The 15,635-nt window shown below is 42.3% G+C and carries 14 protein-coding genes, 2 tRNA genes and 1 pseudogene; 11 read left to right on the forward strand and 6 right to left on the reverse strand.

Annotation, left to right across the window (positions count from 1 at the left end; genetic code table 11):
• Nucleotides 1–10 precede the first annotated feature (10 nt).
• Both hemY and lplA read left to right on the forward strand, forming a co-directional pair.
• Nucleotides 11–1,384 carry a protoporphyrinogen oxidase gene (gene hemY, locus EDC33_RS00325; RefSeq protein WP_268234092.1) on the forward strand — a complete coding sequence of 458 codons (1,374 nt, stop codon included), beginning with the start codon at nt 11–13 and terminating at the stop codon, nt 1,382–1,384.
• Between the two features lie 68 nt (nt 1,385–1,452).
• A complete protein-coding gene (lplA, locus tag EDC33_RS00330) occupies nt 1,453–2,442 on the forward strand; it encodes a lipoate--protein ligase (RefSeq protein WP_094905321.1) in 990 nt (329 codons plus the stop codon).
• A 72-nt stretch (nt 2,443–2,514) separates the two neighbouring features.
• Here lplA and EDC33_RS00335 read toward each other — a convergent pair whose 3' ends face one another.
• A complete protein-coding gene (locus tag EDC33_RS00335; protein ID WP_040106539.1) occupies nt 2,515–2,736 on the reverse strand; it encodes an IDEAL domain-containing protein in 222 nt (73 codons plus the stop codon).
• Between the two features lie 205 nt (nt 2,737–2,941).
• Between EDC33_RS00335 and EDC33_RS00340 the strand changes: the two genes are divergently transcribed.
• The 3 genes from EDC33_RS00340 (at nt 2,942) to EDC33_RS00350 (ending at nt 3,786) form a co-directional block, all read left to right on the forward strand.
• Nucleotides 2,942–3,538: a competence protein ComK gene (locus EDC33_RS00340; protein ID WP_094905322.1), complete on the forward strand. Its 597-nt coding sequence runs from the start codon at nt 2,942–2,944 to the stop codon at nt 3,536–3,538.
• Between the two features lie 85 nt (nt 3,539–3,623).
• A tRNA-Asn gene (locus tag EDC33_RS00345) sits at nt 3,624–3,698 on the forward strand.
• A 1-nt stretch (nt 3,699) separates the two neighbouring features.
• A tRNA-Ser gene (locus EDC33_RS00350) sits at nt 3,700–3,786 on the forward strand.
• A gap of 860 nt (nt 3,787–4,646) precedes the next feature.
• On the opposite strand, the gene EDC33_RS00355 is transcribed toward EDC33_RS00350, so the two are convergent.
• Complete coding sequence (locus tag EDC33_RS00355) at nt 4,647–5,690, reverse strand: Abi family protein (protein WP_124009832.1); 1,044 nt, start codon at nt 5,688–5,690, stop codon at nt 4,647–4,649.
• 373 nt (nt 5,691–6,063) lie between these two features.
• Here EDC33_RS00355 and EDC33_RS00360 point away from each other — a divergent pair, with 373 nt between their 5' ends.
• Together EDC33_RS00360 and EDC33_RS12590 are read left to right on the forward strand one after the other, a co-directional pair.
• Nucleotides 6,064–6,981 carry a DUF6731 family protein gene (locus EDC33_RS00360; RefSeq protein WP_124009833.1) on the forward strand — a complete coding sequence of 306 codons (918 nt, stop codon included), beginning with the start codon at nt 6,064–6,066 and terminating at the stop codon, nt 6,979–6,981.
• A gap of 753 nt (nt 6,982–7,734) precedes the next feature.
• Nucleotides 7,735–7,890, forward strand: a complete 156-nt coding sequence (locus tag EDC33_RS12590; RefSeq protein ID WP_170156321.1) for a hypothetical protein — start codon at nt 7,735–7,737, stop codon at nt 7,888–7,890.
• Here the strand turns inward: EDC33_RS12590 and EDC33_RS12595 are convergent.
• Nucleotides 7,887–8,084 carry a hypothetical protein gene (locus tag EDC33_RS12595; RefSeq protein WP_124009834.1) on the reverse strand — a complete coding sequence of 66 codons (198 nt, stop codon included), beginning with the start codon at nt 8,082–8,084 and terminating at the stop codon, nt 7,887–7,889. The genes EDC33_RS12590 and EDC33_RS12595 overlap by 4 nt on opposite strands.
• Nucleotides 8,085–8,472: 388 nt before the next feature.
• Between EDC33_RS12595 and EDC33_RS00370 the strand changes: the two are divergent.
• From EDC33_RS00370 to EDC33_RS00380, 3 genes and pseudogenes are all read left to right on the forward strand, one after another.
• Nucleotides 8,473–9,432, forward strand: a pseudogene (locus tag EDC33_RS00370) (IS30 family transposase).
• Nucleotides 9,433–9,729: 297 nt separating this feature from the next.
• Entirely contained in the window at nt 9,730–10,134 is a 405-nt protein-coding gene (locus tag EDC33_RS00375; protein ID WP_124009835.1) for a hypothetical protein, read from the forward strand.
• 405 nt (nt 10,135–10,539) lie between these two features.
• Nucleotides 10,540–11,748 carry a thermonuclease family protein gene (locus EDC33_RS00380; RefSeq protein WP_170156322.1) on the forward strand — a complete coding sequence of 403 codons (1,209 nt, stop codon included), beginning with the start codon at nt 10,540–10,542 and terminating at the stop codon, nt 11,746–11,748.
• Between the two features lie 156 nt (nt 11,749–11,904).
• Here EDC33_RS00380 and EDC33_RS00385 read toward each other — a convergent pair whose 3' ends face one another.
• Both EDC33_RS00385 and EDC33_RS00390 read right to left on the reverse strand, forming a co-directional pair.
• Complete coding sequence (locus tag EDC33_RS00385; protein ID WP_094905333.1) at nt 11,905–12,390, reverse strand: hypothetical protein; 486 nt, start codon at nt 12,388–12,390, stop codon at nt 11,905–11,907.
• 94 nt (nt 12,391–12,484) lie between these two features.
• Nucleotides 12,485–13,336: a VOC family protein gene (locus tag EDC33_RS00390; RefSeq protein WP_124009837.1), complete on the reverse strand. Its 852-nt coding sequence runs from the start codon at nt 13,334–13,336 to the stop codon at nt 12,485–12,487.
• A gap of 129 nt (nt 13,337–13,465) precedes the next feature.
• Between EDC33_RS00390 and EDC33_RS00395 the strand changes: the two genes are divergently transcribed.
• Nucleotides 13,466–13,801 carry a winged helix-turn-helix transcriptional regulator gene (locus EDC33_RS00395; protein ID WP_124009838.1) on the forward strand — a complete coding sequence of 112 codons (336 nt, stop codon included), beginning with the start codon at nt 13,466–13,468 and terminating at the stop codon, nt 13,799–13,801.
• Between the two features lie 60 nt (nt 13,802–13,861).
• Here EDC33_RS00395 and EDC33_RS00400 read toward each other — a convergent pair whose 3' ends face one another.
• Complete coding sequence (locus tag EDC33_RS00400; RefSeq protein ID WP_124009839.1) at nt 13,862–15,346, reverse strand: purine-cytosine permease family protein; 1,485 nt, start codon at nt 15,344–15,346, stop codon at nt 13,862–13,864.
• Between the last annotated feature and the right edge of the window lie 289 nt (nt 15,347–15,635).

Below are 15,635 nucleotides of genomic sequence, written 5' to 3' on the forward strand. Positions count from 1 at the left end.
AAGGCTGATTATAGTGAAAAAGGTAGCAATCATAGGCGCAGGGATAACAGGATTATCCGCAGCCCATTACATGTCAAAGCAGGAAGATGTCGAAGTGGACCTCTTCGAGCAGAGTGACAGGGCAGGCGGCAAGATCAGGACGCACCAGCAGGACGGCTATACGATCGAACTCGGTCCCGAATCGTATCTCGCCCGAAAGAAGATACTCACTGAACTGGCCGAAGAGATCGGCCTCGGTGATGACCTCGTCCGCAACCAGACGGGGACTTCATACATCTATGTGAACAAAAAGCTGTCGCCCCTCCCGAAAGGGGCAGTGCTCGGCATGCCGACAGAACTGGTGCCTTTCCTGACGACGGACCTCATTTCAGCGCGGGCCAAGCTCAGGGCCGGCCTTGATTTCGTCAAGAAGCCGGTCAAAGTGCACACCGACATCTCCGTCGGTGAGTTCTTCCGGAGCAGGCTCGGTGATGAAGTGCTCGAGAACATCGTCGAACCATTGTTGTCGGGCATCTACAGTACAAACATCGATGAACTGAGCCTGCTGTCCACATTCCCGAACTTCAAGGATATGGAAGAGGAGCACGGCAGCCTCATAAAAGGTGTCTATCACCAGAAGAACAGTGCACCCAAAACTGCGCCGGGCAAGAAGCAGGGGCAGTTCCTCCAATTCAGGAACGGCCTGCAGTCGTTCATAGACAGGCTCCTCGAAGTGATCCGGGAGAACGGCGTATCGGTGAATTTCAACCATGATGTGACCGCCATCGACAAAGAGGACGGGAAATATACGCTCACCGTCAATGGTGAAACACGCACGTACGACAATGTCATCGTCACCACGCCGCACTTCCAGTACAAGAGATGGTTCCAGGATATGCCGCTCGAGTACTTCAAGCATATGAAAGCCACCAGCGTCGCAACGGTCGTGATGGCGTTCGACGGCCATCAGGTGGAGAATGAGATCGATGGTACAGGCTTCGTCGTAAGCAGGAAGATGGATACATCGATCACCGCATGCACATGGACCAACAAGAAGTGGGCCCATGCTGCACCGGAAGGAAAGACGCTTCTGCGTGCATATGTCGGCAGGCCGGGGGAATACATCGTTCAGGAGAAGGATGACGATGAGATCGTCCGCCTTGCCCGCAAGGACCTGGACAAGATCATGACGATCAATGGAGAACCTGAGTTCACCATCGTGACGAAGCTGAAGCATTCCATGCCGCAATACAAGGTGGGCCATAAGGAAATGATCCGCGGCATCCATGAGTATATGGCAGAACACTATCCAGGTGTTGTGCTGACAGGTGCCTCACACAGCGGCGTCGGTCTGCCGGACTGTGTCAGACAGGCCAAGGAAGCAGTGGAATCAATTACAGAATAGATGGAAAACCATGCCCTGAATGTTATCATATATAATATCAGGGCATTTTTTTAAGGAGGCTTTTATCAATGAAGTTCATTTCAAACAATAATATCACCGACCCGATGATCAACCTGGCAATGGAAGAGTACGTCCTGCGTGAAATCCCGACAGACGACTCGTACTTCCTGTTCTATGTGAACCAGCCATCCATCATCATCGGCAAGAACCAGAATACGATAGAGGAGATCAACGAATCGTATATCCGGGAGAACAACATCAAAGTCGTCCGCCGCGTCTCAGGCGGCGGCGCCGTCTATCATGACGAAGGCAACCTGAATTTCAGCTTCATCACGGAAGACGACGGGGAGAGCTTCCACAACTTCAGGAAATTCACCCAGCCGATCGTCGACGTGCTGCAGGATATGGGCGTCAATGCAGAACTTTCCGGCAGGAACGACCTTGAGATCGATGGCAAGAAGGTATCCGGAAACGCGATGTTCAGCCAGAAGGGCAGGATGTTCTCACATGGGACACTCATGCTCGACAGTGACATCTCCGAAGTGCAGAACGCACTGAAGGTGAATCCGAAGAAGATCGAATCCAAAGGCGTCAAATCCGTAAGGGGACGCGTCGGCAACATCAATGACTTCATGGATGAGGATCTCGATATCGATACGTTCAAGCAGAAGATTCTGGAATACATCTTCGGTGGCAGGGAGAACATCGAGGAGTATGTATTGACGGAGGAAGACTGGGAGAAAATATACAAGCTGTCTGAAGAGAAGTATCAGACTTGGGATTGGAACTACGGAAAAAACCCGAAATACAACTTCAATGCCTCCCATAAATTCGATGCCGGACTGCTTGATGTCAGACTCGATGTCAAAAAGGGCCGCATCCAGAATGCGAAGATATTCGGGGACTTCTTCGGTGTAGGGGAAGTCGATGTCATCGAGGAGAAACTGATCGGTGTCGAACACAACAGAGAAGCGATAGACAAGGCGCTCGAAGACGTCGACATCAGCTTCTACCTGGGCAGGATTACCAGGGAAGAATTCCTCGACCTCATTGCATAAAACATAAAAAATAGGCTGACCTTCAACTGTATGTACAATGTACAAGTTGAAAGTCAGCCTTTTTCACGTATATTAAGCGGCATCTTCATCTTCATCAGTCAATTCCTTTAGCAGTGATGTGTAGGTCATGAACTTCTCCTCGTCCTTTTCAATGAGGGCTTCTTCCACCTTTTCGGTGTATTGCTTACGATTATATTCATCCATGGCCTCTTGGAGCAATAGTTCAGCGGAAAGATCGTTTATCGTGTTGATGAAGACTCGCAACTGGTTAACCGGGTATACTTGTTTGTTCATCCCTAAATCCCCCTTCATCATTTGGTTGTTACAAATTATATAACACGAAAAGCACCAGGTCAAACTAAGTTTTGAATATTTAGACAATTTATTGTTGTAAATTTACATTTCATTAGTTTTAATTAACATTATTTAAAAATTAATTAACAAAATAATAAACATGTGATATAGTGTGAATATTGGAATATTTAAAAGGGGGAAGCACATGAACAGACTGCATTATCAGATTCATGAGGAGACGATGTACATCGTTCCGGTCAACAATGGCGGCTACATCGAGAGCAGGGTGGGGGAAACATATGGCGGAGGGATCGACTGCAGGCTCAATCCGAATAAATTGATCGAACGCAACTGCCGCAACCATTCACAGAACTATGCAGCACGGAAGGACCTCACCAAGACACTCACCGGCATCACCAGCAAACTGCCCGTCATCGTCGATCTTTTCGGCGCCTACATATACTTCTGCACCCATTCCGACCGGATCGCAGAGAACAACTGGTTCAACATCAGGCACGTGCAGTCCTACTGGAACGACGGCGGAATGACACGGGTGCAGTTCTCGAATAATGAAGAACGCATCATCGACATCTCCTACGCTTCCTTCAACAACCAGTATCTGAACGCACTCAAGCTGCACTACAAGTTCAACCAGCAGAAGGAGAAGTATCAGAAGAAGGAGATGAATATGCACTTCCAGTACCCCACACTCGGCAGGGGAGAAGTGGCTCAGATCAACGAAACCATCTACCATTCCTACATTAATTATATAAACGGACTGCAAATCAAGGATGAAGTGTAAATTTAACTTAAAACATGTTTAGAAACGGTTGAAAAAACGTGTGGAATTGTTATAATTGTAAATGTTCGATTGAAAACAACATTATTCCACAGTAGCTCAGTGGTAGAGCTATCGGCTGTTAACCGATCGGTCGTAGGTTCGAATCCTACCTGTGGAGCCATGGAGATGTACTCAAGTGGCTGAAGAGGCGCCCCTGCTAAGGGTGTAGGTCGTTCTGCGGCGCGAGGGTTCAAATCCCTCCATCTCCGTTATTTATCCCGTAACCTTTTAGGTTGCGGGATTTTTTGTTTTGAGATAGTTATAAACTTTTAATGTTTTATGTAGCAGGGGAGCCAGGCTCTTTCTGATTGCTAAATCTAAGTTTGCAACGCTAATGGCTATTTAGAGATGTAACGTTTATGGGTCTTGAACATAATTCCATCGCTACGTTAATATCGTGAAACTCGTACAGTCATAGCTTCTCTCCTTTTAGGAGAAAACGAACATTTTCCACGTCTAGCTATACTAAGCACTTCCTGGACATACGCACTAAATATTAAGAAGTGCAATTGCTTAGTTCCTACTATGACTATTATGCTAAGTGTTTAAACAAGAGTATAAGTTTTGTGTACTGATGAAATTATGATCTAATTTTGTATAAATCATAACTTTTGAGCTTTGTATAATTTCCTTCTTGAATTATCTATAAAACTTTTCATCACTGAGTTATCTAGACAGTCACCTTTTCTCGATATATTTTGACACACCTAATACTTTGAAAGTCATCTACTACAATTGGTGAATGGAAAACCAACCAATATGATACACAGTGGATTGAAGGTCGCGGTACCTTTACTGTCGGTGGTACACGAATCATGCCCTGTTTCGGTAGTTCATTCCTGTCAGACCGGAAGACGGCTACACAAAACCAGACTGGTCCATAGAGTGTGTAAAGATCATGCGACAGGATGGGCATATTTAGATAGGTTAGTATGTGAATGGTAACTATAAAACGCTACCGATTAAAATTTGGGAGAGAACGAGTGGTGAGGTGTTTGAAGACTGGAGTACATTTAGTTAGTAGAAATAAAATACCTCCCTCATTGAGGGAGGATACATGTAAAGAGTATTATTTTTTATTGTATTGTGAAACCAAATCATCCAGTATGTCTAGGAAGTTTTCAGGTATATTGTTGTTTTTTAGAATGAGTTGGTATACTTTATAGTTCTTTTCAGCTAACTTAGTAAATATTGTCCTTATTTCATTAATGAATCTACTGCGAACAGTGTTTCTGTGAGTAAACAAAATTGTAAGAGACATGAACAACCCGAGCAAGTCCCTGTGTCCAATTTTCTTCTCAAACATTTTCTTATTGTATACTCTTCCGTTAACGTACGAACAAAAGCTATGTTTATCCAATGGTTTTACCTGATCATAATTAGGTTCAAAATGAATAACTCTTTTATTATGGGCTATTTCATTGCGATAACAGTGGACCATATCTATTGCATAATTAAATGTTTTAATTGGGATTTCCGGATTTCCTTTTTCCTTATAAAACAAAAACCATTTAACTACTTCTAATTTTAAACTAACATCCTTCACGGGTCTTAATAGTCCATATAAATATTTTTTTGTACTCAAAGATAAAGAACCGCATACAACCCAAGGAGGAACATCTCCGTGTTTTTCCCGATAGTGTTTCATGGGTTGGTCAGTAGACTCGTTCTTTTCTTCTATGACTTTAATGGTGTGTTCATTTTGATATAAACCATTTCTTAGTTTATTGCCACGATTGTATTTATTGACGTTAAGATATTCAGATTCCAAATATCCATAATTCTTAGAGATAGTGTAACTCAAAGCGTTATTGAATGTGCCTTCGATGTTGAGTATATACTTAAAAAGAATATTTTTAAGTTCTTTATCGAAATCATAGACATCGTGTAGATCCTCGAAGAAGTTAGCCTGGTAATCGTCTTCTTCATCTTCATTAGTTTTTTCTTTTATAAAAAAATCCTTATATCCATTTATCAAACTGTAATATGTAATATTGCGTAGAACATAGTAAGCGTTGTGTTCGTCTTTGAATTTAAGGTTCCTAGTTTTTAATAATTCAATCTGTTCTTCGATTGTCCTAAAATATTTGGGCGACGACATAGAGACCTCCATATTATAAAAGCTCCCTCATTATAAATGGGGAGCCTCGCCACGTAGGGCCTAATGTTTTATACACTAATTATATACCCAAATTTATTGACAGTAAAGATATTTATGGAAACTTTTAAAGAAATATATGTTACTTATATCGTATATAAAATGAATTCATTGATAAATTACACTTTTTCATTTGAACAACGAAGAACCATGGAAACTTTTTGGGGAACGTATGTTTGCCATAGGTTAAGTTTTGCCGTATAATTAAAGTGTGTAGTCGAGTTGCCAGAGTTTCTCCGCTGGCGGTTCTTTTTAATCTAGCATTGCCTATTATAGTTAATATCTGTAATATTTAGATAACTACACATTATGAAATGGAGGATGAACTATGAGTAATGATAGAAGAGAAGTGAAATACAGAAAGGTTTCCTTTCAATTATTCTTCACTTGTTCTTATTTGTCTGATGCAGATGACGAGTACCCTGCTTATGAAAATATAAAACCATTATTTGATGAAATAAACGAATTGTATAAAAACGACAATACGTTTAAAGAAGTCTACAATTATAATATGGATCCTATAAGAATCAAAGAATTAACAGATGATGATATAAATGGTTATTACCATATTGTAATTGAAAGGTTAGATGATACTGTCCTATCAAAAACTACTATTTATGGAGAATCGGAAGACTTGCCTTTAGATGAAGAGGAATATATAGGTCATGAAATAAATATACTGTACGATTACCATAATGACCTGATGTTATTACAAAATAATGTAAGTTCATTGAGTAGAAAGGGTATTGAATTATTCATCAACTCTCTATTATTTAATTACAAAAAAGATGAAGATCTTGATATATACTTTTCATTAGTGCCAGCAATTGATAAGAATTCCTTTAGAAAAGCTAAAGATAAACAAGTATTCAGTACGTTAGGGGTTGAAATCACTGGTAAAGAAGACAATGAGTATGGATTGTTTAGCTTAGAGGAAGAGTTTGAAAACATTGGTAGTATTGAAATCACTATTAAATCCAAATCAAAAAAAGAACCACTAAAAAGAGAAACCACTGTAGATTTACTAGAAAGATGGTCTGGGTCAGAAATTCCAAAAAAGCTCTGGATAAAAGGGCGAGATGATGAAGATGATCAATTAGAACTTATAAACCTTTTAAAGCAAACCGTTAAATTTTATCATGACTTTGAATATGAAAAGGGTATAAGATTAAGTTCAAATAGTATATATTACGAAATGAAGAGAATGTATGATGAGTTCAAGGTTAATCTTGGTGATTTAAATTAAAAAATAAATGATGTGATAATAATGAAATTGGCCACTAATCCCAAATCAATTTTTGGTATAATTATAATTTTTAGTATAGGGATAAGTTTATTTGCGTATAAAAAAATACCTGATGACACCACTCTTCAAATTTTAATGAATGAAAACATTTTTGATAAAATTTTGAATTTAATTGGAATTACTTTTGGTTTTTTTAGTACAATTCTTGCCATTCTATTAAGTAATGAAAACATTTTAGTAAAAAGATTAAGGACGAGTAAAAATGTCAAAATAGAATTTTATGTTTTAATTTCATATATTATTTTTTCTTCCTTAGGAAATATGGTTATAATTGTTTTGCTTCAAATACTCAATTCTTTTGAACTTGAATGCACGATTATATTTCCTGTAATTTTATACCTTGTGTTTTCCTTTTACTTAAGTTTGATTATGTTCCTTTACGTTTTTGTAAATGTTATAAGTAGTAACGGTGATAGAAAGAAAAATAGAAGGACTATGGGAAAATATTAAAACTGTTTAAAGGAGGAGTAGAAATGATTCTTAAATAGAAAGAATTAGTAAGTTACCTAGGTGGTCTGTTTCTGAAGTAAGAACATACGTTCTATATAATCATCTTAAGAGGTGATGTCCATGGGACTAGACTATAGAGAAATGGACATATCAGAACTGGATTCGAACCTTCCGCAAGGTCGCAGCATAATTAAATGGTAGCCGTTTGCTACTATGCCGGAGCAGTATGAGCGTATTGCCCAGATGATTGATAGAAATTTGAAGTGCAATCCGCCTTCATTCGACAATGAAGTACGGTCGGTCACGCTCGAGGAGCGACTGCGCCAATCAATAGGGGAGACGGTCGTATTAAGTTACTGGAACGATGGATCTGCCGACACTGTATCAATTTCAATTTAAATGATTGGGAGTAAGTCCTTTTGGTCATCCCTGCCCTTAAGCCGTTCACACCATTTTGCTTGAATTGCGCCACCCAAGGCCTGATCAGACTGTGATGGATACACTATTTTCGCTAACAAGCGATGACGGTCGTTTCCATTTAAAGCTTCATCTGTGATTCTTAATTTAAAGTCTAATGAATGTTTCTTATTCATATTTGTTTAAGAGAATATTTGGCCCATTATTCATCCATTTACATTAAAAATATCATCCTACATATTTATGGCATGTTCTGTATCACTTGAAAACACTGATGTCATAGTTTATATATTTAAGAGAAAATCGCTTATCAAGATTCCCTCCACCTCAGTTATTTATCCCGTAACCATTATGGTTACGGGATTTTTATTATTTATTGGTATACTGAAGCCTATCATCGTTGATGAGGTCTTTGGTTATTGAACTAATTCATACAATTTTTAGTGCACACACTTTTAAGTAAACTTTTTTCAATTGAAAAATTAAGTTAAACACATAAGAAGAGCCACTCGTGATACACTCAAAATGAATTTTCGAATAAAGAAATCATAGGAGTGATCACGAATGAACTACACCCATCTTAGCACGGAAGAACTTGTTCTGATAGAATCCTACTTCCATCAGAACATCTCTGTATAGCAGAGTTTGAAACTGATTGGCTGTGCATGGTATACATCCATAAACTCGTCCCCTAGCTGAGAGGCAGCCATACAGCAATTGACTATTACCGTCGGTACAGGAAGAATAAAAAGCACTGCGCCCGGAAACAGACTGAACAGCCCGCAGACCAGTGTGCCTACGTGAAAGACAAAGTCGCTCAAGAGTGAACACCAGATGTGATTGTCGGTCGTCGTGAGCGTCATATCAACTGTTCCGGGCGGACATTGTATCGCATGTTCAGACGCAATGCTTTTGATATCTGCATGCTGCCGATGAAAGGCAAAAGAAAACCAAACGGTCATAAGGAACGCCAGGGCAGACAATCATTTACACGAAATATCTCGGAACGGGAGACGGATTACCCAGAATTCGGTCATATTGAGGGAGATTTCATTGTCGAGGTCCATCACAAAATTGTGGTCATCACGCTGTTGGAGTGTCTTTCCAAAGTCATCATCACACTCAATTCTGAAGGCAGGAGGGCGAAGGACATAGAAACAGCCATGAACCGCTGGTTCCATTCCGTACCGAGAAACCTGTTCAAGTACATCACATTTGACTGTGGCGAGGAATTCTCCAACTGACTGACCATTAGCAATGTGAATGATGTTTCGATCTACTTTGCTGACCCCGGTACATCTTCTCAGCGGAGATTACCTGCGGGGATTGATTAAACATTCCAATGGACTGTTTCGACAGGATGGGCTGCTCAAGGAAATGGATTTTAATCAAGTAGATCAGACATTCATCTCCTCAGTGTCAGCCAGAAGAAACTATCTCTCGAGAACATTTCTGGACCATCGCAGACCACTGGAAGTATTTTTGAGTTATGTAGGGATGGATAGTCTGTCTAGCTTATTTTGACAAATGAATGATAGAAATGGAGAACCCTACTTAGAATATCATCATGTGGACTAGTTTAGTCAGGGTGGAGAAAACAGTATAGATAATGCAGGGGCCCTTGATTATTTTTGTCATCGCAAGATGCATGAATTAGATTTGCAATTCGAAGTGAATTTCTTGAAATTAAAAATAGAAGAGTTTCGTAATATAGAGTAGTAAATTAATCTAGTATGGAAGAATATTCATATTTAGTTCTATTATAAGTAGTAGGTGTTAATAATAGTAAAGAAATTTGAGAGAATCAGGAGGAGAGATTTAATGGAGTCTAGGAAGGTTAGCATTCCAGTATTTATAGGTATAATAATTATCAGTATATTTATGTTCTTGTATAATATTGGTTGGGTTACAGTAACCACATTCTATGAGGATGCTAAAATCGGTAAGATCTTTATGATGGGGGTTGGACTGAGTGGGATAATATGGTCGTTCTTGGGACTGATGATAGCAATTTTAGGACAACAAAGATTTAATAATGGGATATATCTTAGAATGATAATACGAGGGATTTTTTACACACCATTATTATCATTTCCTATTGTATACGTATTCATTAATCATACTCCAGAAACAATATTAGAAACTGGTATTTTGGTTGTGGTTGTAACTTCCGTTGTGAAATTAATAATTAAAATTGATGAAAAAGTCATAGGCTTATATGGTTAACTTCCGGATATACTTTTCATAAACCACATCATGTAGTGATACTCTAAGAATAATCTTAAACTAAATATAAACGTACAATTTTCCCCTGAATTTGACAAAATACTGCTGAAACCATTCAAAATCTTATTCCAATAGTGTAAAATGATGTAAATTGCATGTATTGGAGGGGAATCAGTGGGAACTTTTGTAGGATTATTAATGTTTTTAGGTGTGGTTGCAACTATCACTCTTTTCGTGCTTGGTTTAATCCGGGAGAACAGAGGACAAGCGTATTATAGTACATGGAAAGCGGCACTTTATTCCTTCGTGGCGACTTGTCTGCTTGTGGTCCTTTTGGGGATAGTAAGCAGTGAGTATTCCTTGGCGGATATGGTTGGGATACTATGGTTTTTTGTATCAATTGTGATGTTTGTCTTCATTGCTCTGGCATTGAGGTCCAAGTCTAAAAACCAGAACCCCCGCAGGCATTTCAGAAGGGCGGGCATCGCATTTGTGACAGGTTTGGCATTGTTCTTCGTGACTGTTGCTGTCACGGATGAAGTGGAGGAGCCTGTCGACCAGACCGCTTCAGCGGATGAGGATGCTGAAAAGGTGACGGAAGAAGCGACAGAGGAAGAGATTGAAGAGGAATCGAAAGAGGATTCAGAAGAAGAGGAGGCAGCAGCTGAGGCGGAGAAGGAAAAAGAGGAATCCATCGAAGCTGAGAAAGAGGCCTCCATTGAAGCGGCTGAAAAAGAGAAGGAAGAGTCGATTGAAGCCGAAAGGGAGAAAGAGGAGTCGATCGAGGAAGCGTCCATAGAGGCTGAGAAGGAAAAGGAAGAATCCATTGAAGCTGAAAAAGAGGCTTCCATAGAAGCGAAGGAAGAATCGATTGAGAAGGCTGAAGCTGAGAAGGAAAAGTCCATCGAGGAAGCGGAGGCGAAAGCCGAAGCTGAAGAGGAACCGGTGGAGGAACCTGTAGCTTCCAAGGATGGCCTCATACCGGTCTCCCTCTATCGTGTAGTCGATGGGGATACGGTTAATGTCATTGATGACTCCGGCCAGGAATTGAAGCTGCGGCTGCTTCTGATCGACACGCCTGAAACGGTCCATCCGAATAAACCGGTGGAACCATATGGCAAGGAAGCGTCTGCAAGACTCACCGAACTGCTGAATGCGGCAGACCAGCTGTATATTGAATACGACAGCGGTGATAAGACGGATCACTATGACAGGCATCTGGTCTATCTGTACGCGGATGATGTGAGTGTCCACGAAGTGCTGCTTAAAGAAGGTCTTGCACGCGTGGGCTACATCTATGAACAGCAACGTTACCTGTCCGAATTCCGTGCAGCGGAACAGTACGCCAAGGATCGTGGGCTTGGCATCTGGTCCATCCCGGGCTATGTGAATGAAGGCGGGGAAGGATTCAACAGTGAAGAACCGGAACCTGAGCCGGAACCGACGAGCGAGCCGGCTACAAGTGAACCGGCCACTTCAGAACCGCAGCAGACGACTGAAAACTTCCAGAACTGCACAGAGCTGAAGAAGGTCTATCCGGACGGTGTGGCTTCTGACCATGCAGCGTACCAGTCAAAGATGGACAGGGATAAGGACAACTGGGCTTGTGAGTAGCAGGCAGCCATTTAATATGAAGAAACATGTTCTGGAGATATTGGCATCTCCGCGAGAGCTCCGCAGCCAGAATGGCTGTGGAGTTTTTGTGTTTGATGGAACATGAAAAGGCGCAGCTGAATTTAGCTGCGCTGGTGATTCATTATTGGATTCAATTTAATGTCTGTCGAGGAACTGTTCCTCTTCATCATCATGCTTCTTGAAGTACTCCTGTTCATCCTCTGTGACCATATCCGGGTTGTTGTCCTCGACTTCGAACATCGTACGGACGCCGGTGTTCACATCGACGACTTCCGTATCATATTCATCCCTCGGAACGACGTTGGTACCCTTCTCACTGGCTGTATCCTTGTTGGGAGAGTCTGTATCTTCCTGGTGGAGTCCTTCGAAGATGATGACTTCATCATTTTCATAGTGGTTCATGAGGTTCTTCTTGCTGCCTTCATCAAAGTCCAGCTTATCGATGTCACGGTCGGGATGATCGACGCTCCCATCGATGATCTTCAGGTCTTCAAACTTCGATTTGAGGCCAGAAAGGTCCTGCTTGGATATGACGACATAATTTTTAAGGTCGATGTAGTTGTCCAGATAGATTTCTGCATCTCGTTCAGTCTTGAATGGTTTGTATTGATTCTTATACATGTACTTATGACCCCCGTTTTTTAAATAGTTATTCCCTTTGGGGCAGGATTCAAACTAAAAAACCCGCAATACATGTATCGCGGGTTTTGAGGAATCATTCTGTTGTCAGGATTGCCTTGTTGCCTGAAGGGTCGTAGGAGACGGTTGTTCCATCTTTGGAAATGACTTCGTGGCCCAGGTCCTCAAGCCGTTTGGCAGCAGCATTGAGGGAAGCTTCATCAGGGTAGTTCATGATGAATTCGTTGAGGCCGACACTGCCAGGTTCGGGTTGCGGGGCACCGATGCCGTTCCATACATTGACGGCGATGTGGTGGTGATAGTCTTTAGAAGACATGAATGCAGCCTGTCCCGGGAATTCAGCTACAACCTTGAGCCCGAGCCCTTCCGTATAGAACTTCACAGCAGAAGGCATATCGGAGACGTGCAGGTGCAGGTGCCCCATGACCGTGCCTTCTGGCATGCCCTGCCATTCCTGGCCTTCCTCCAGTGATTCGACGAGATTTTCGAAATCCAGCGGATCGGTCGTCATTTCCACACGTGAACCATTCCAGCTCCATTCTTCGGGTTCCCGGTCCCGGTATACTTCGATGCCGTTCCCGTCAGGATCATTGAAGTAGAGGGCTTCACTGACGAGATGGTCGGAAGCACCGAGCCTTACATCATTTTTGGCGAGATGGATGGTGATTGCGGCGAGGTCTGCACGCTCAGGCAGAAGGATCGCGAAGTGGAACAATCCGGATGTGCGTTTCTTCTCGATGGGATTTTCCGGCTCATGAAGCGAAAGGATGCTTGTCTTATCGTCTGCCGTGAGCTGCACATCCTTCCCGTTCTGTTCGAGGACCTTGAAGCCCAGCAGTCCGGTATAGAAGTTCAGGGCCTCCTTCATGTCCGATACGTTGATCTTGACATGGGAGACATGTGTTGCGGGTGATTTATGGAAGTTCATAATTGCCTCCTAATAAAAGTTACTTTATGTAACTAAGTTTATATTAATAATTTATATATGTAAAGTAAAATCATATCTTTATGTTTAATGGTAACATATGGTATAATTACATTAAGGATGTGATACACGTTGAAACAATCTATTCTTTGTCCTAAATTCGAAAAGGCAGTATCACTGCTCAGCCAGAGATGGACGGCACTGGTCATCTATCAGATGCTCGAGTCACCACAGCGTTTTGGAGAAATACAGGCCGCAATCGGCATCAGCGGCAAAGTGCTTTCCGACCGGCTTAAGGATATGGAACAGGAAGGGCTCATAAAAAGGGATGTATACCCCGAGACGCCTGTAGTCATAGAATATTCACTTACAGAAAAAGGATGTTCCCTTGAAACTGTATTGAGAGATATTGAAAACTGGTCCCAGGACTGGATCGAAATCGATCGGCAGAGTGAAACGGGTTCCTAGCATATAAAAAGTGGGACGGAGGTCATAAGTGACCTCCGTCCCACTTTCATTTTCATCAGGCTATTTGTTCATGGCCTTTGCATTAACCGTAACCGGACGCCTGACCGGAACGGTTCTTTTCTGCTTTGTTCTCGGCTCATAAAGGTAGTCTTCCTTGTCGATGTCATCGACCTCATTTTTAAGGTAGTATTTTCCTTTTGTCAGAACAGCCATGAGTACTGTGAGTGCCGCTGCAAGTGCTGCTGCAAAGAAGGCTGCAGTATTCTCGAGGAATGTGCCCATGTAACCAAGTGCAGCTACGGTACCGAGAGAACTGGAGACGATGAGTGCCACGACGCCGACCGGATTCCACTTGTACAGGTTCTCTTGGCGGGCTTCATAGAATGCAGGGCCGATCTTGAGCATCATCTTGACGATGAGGGCGTCGGTAATCAGCACGGCGGCCCATGCCAGCAGGAACACACCCTGGAAGATCAATGCTGCATCCAGATGATCCACGATGCCGCCGAGCATGAGGACCATTGCAGTGACGCCTGCAACGACGATCCAGAACCTGCGCCCCGGTGTGAAACGGAACACATTTTCAAAGAAGTTCGATAGGGATAGGGAACTGCTGTAGATGTTCGTCACATTGATGCGGATCTGCGTGAGCATCGTGAATAGTGCACCGCCGATGCCGAGCAGCTGGACGATGTAGACGCCAGGATTCGGTTCCGCAAGGCGGACACCGAACCATATGCCGAGGCCGCCCATGACGCCGTAACAGAAGATCTGCGGGATGACACCGATCATGACGGATCCGACCTTAAGATGTTCCGGTTTCAGGAACCGTGCGTAGTCGGATGCGAGCAGTGCAGTCAGTCCCATGATTCCGTGCTGCATGCCGATGCACATCAGAAGTGCAGTGCCGCCGATCTGCACACCTTCGGGCATGTAGGTCCAGAAGCGGCCATCATATAGTGATGTAGTGAACAGTGCAACAGTAATTGCTGCGATAAGGAAAGCAAAGAATATCGGCAGAGACCATTTCTGCAGTTTATCCAGCTGCTTGATTCCGAACCAGTTCAATGGAATGACAAGTGTACCGAATACGACGATCAGCAGCCAAAGCGGAATGGCCGGGAAGAATTCATGTACAGCGTACACAAGGATCATGCCTTCGAACGCACAGTACATGATGAAGTTGGATGCGTAGATCAGGGAAGTCAATGAAGCGCCTATGTACCCGAATCCGCCGCCTCGCGACATCAGGTTGACGTTCATCCCGGATCTTGCAGATAAGTAGGAAATAATCGTACCCATGATACCTGCTACAATAATGGCATAACCAGCGGATATGAGCGCGTTCACTGCACCGAATTGAAGTGCCATGACACTGCCCAGCTGGAAGTAGAAGATTGCAGTTGCGATACCAAAGGTTATGTTGGTGATGCTGAACCAGCCCATGTTCCTTTCTTTGTAAGGAACTTTGTCCAAGGAGTAGTCATCTTCCTGTTCTTCAATCTCATGATCAATCTTTTGATCTGTCGCTTTCACAGATCCCATACATATCCTCTCCATTTCTATGAAATTTTCAAATTGCATGACTTTTACACTGTATACTTAATAGCCGAAAGAATCAACCTTTGCACCGCTTTATGCGACTAATATTGTGATTGAAAGCACTTTCTTTTATACATTTTTACCTTAATAAAATGAAACTATATTTAATTTTTATATGAAAATTAACTACATTAGTTTGATGGATTTGAAGGATGTGTACCCTTTGTGGGAGAAGGGGAGCCGACGGTTTGGGTGGGAATTTTGTCTGGATGAAAGAAGGCCTTCTAAATTA

This window comes from Salinicoccus roseus (assembly GCF_003814515.1).
GTDB lineage: Bacteria > Bacillota > Bacilli > Staphylococcales > Salinicoccaceae > Salinicoccus > Salinicoccus roseus.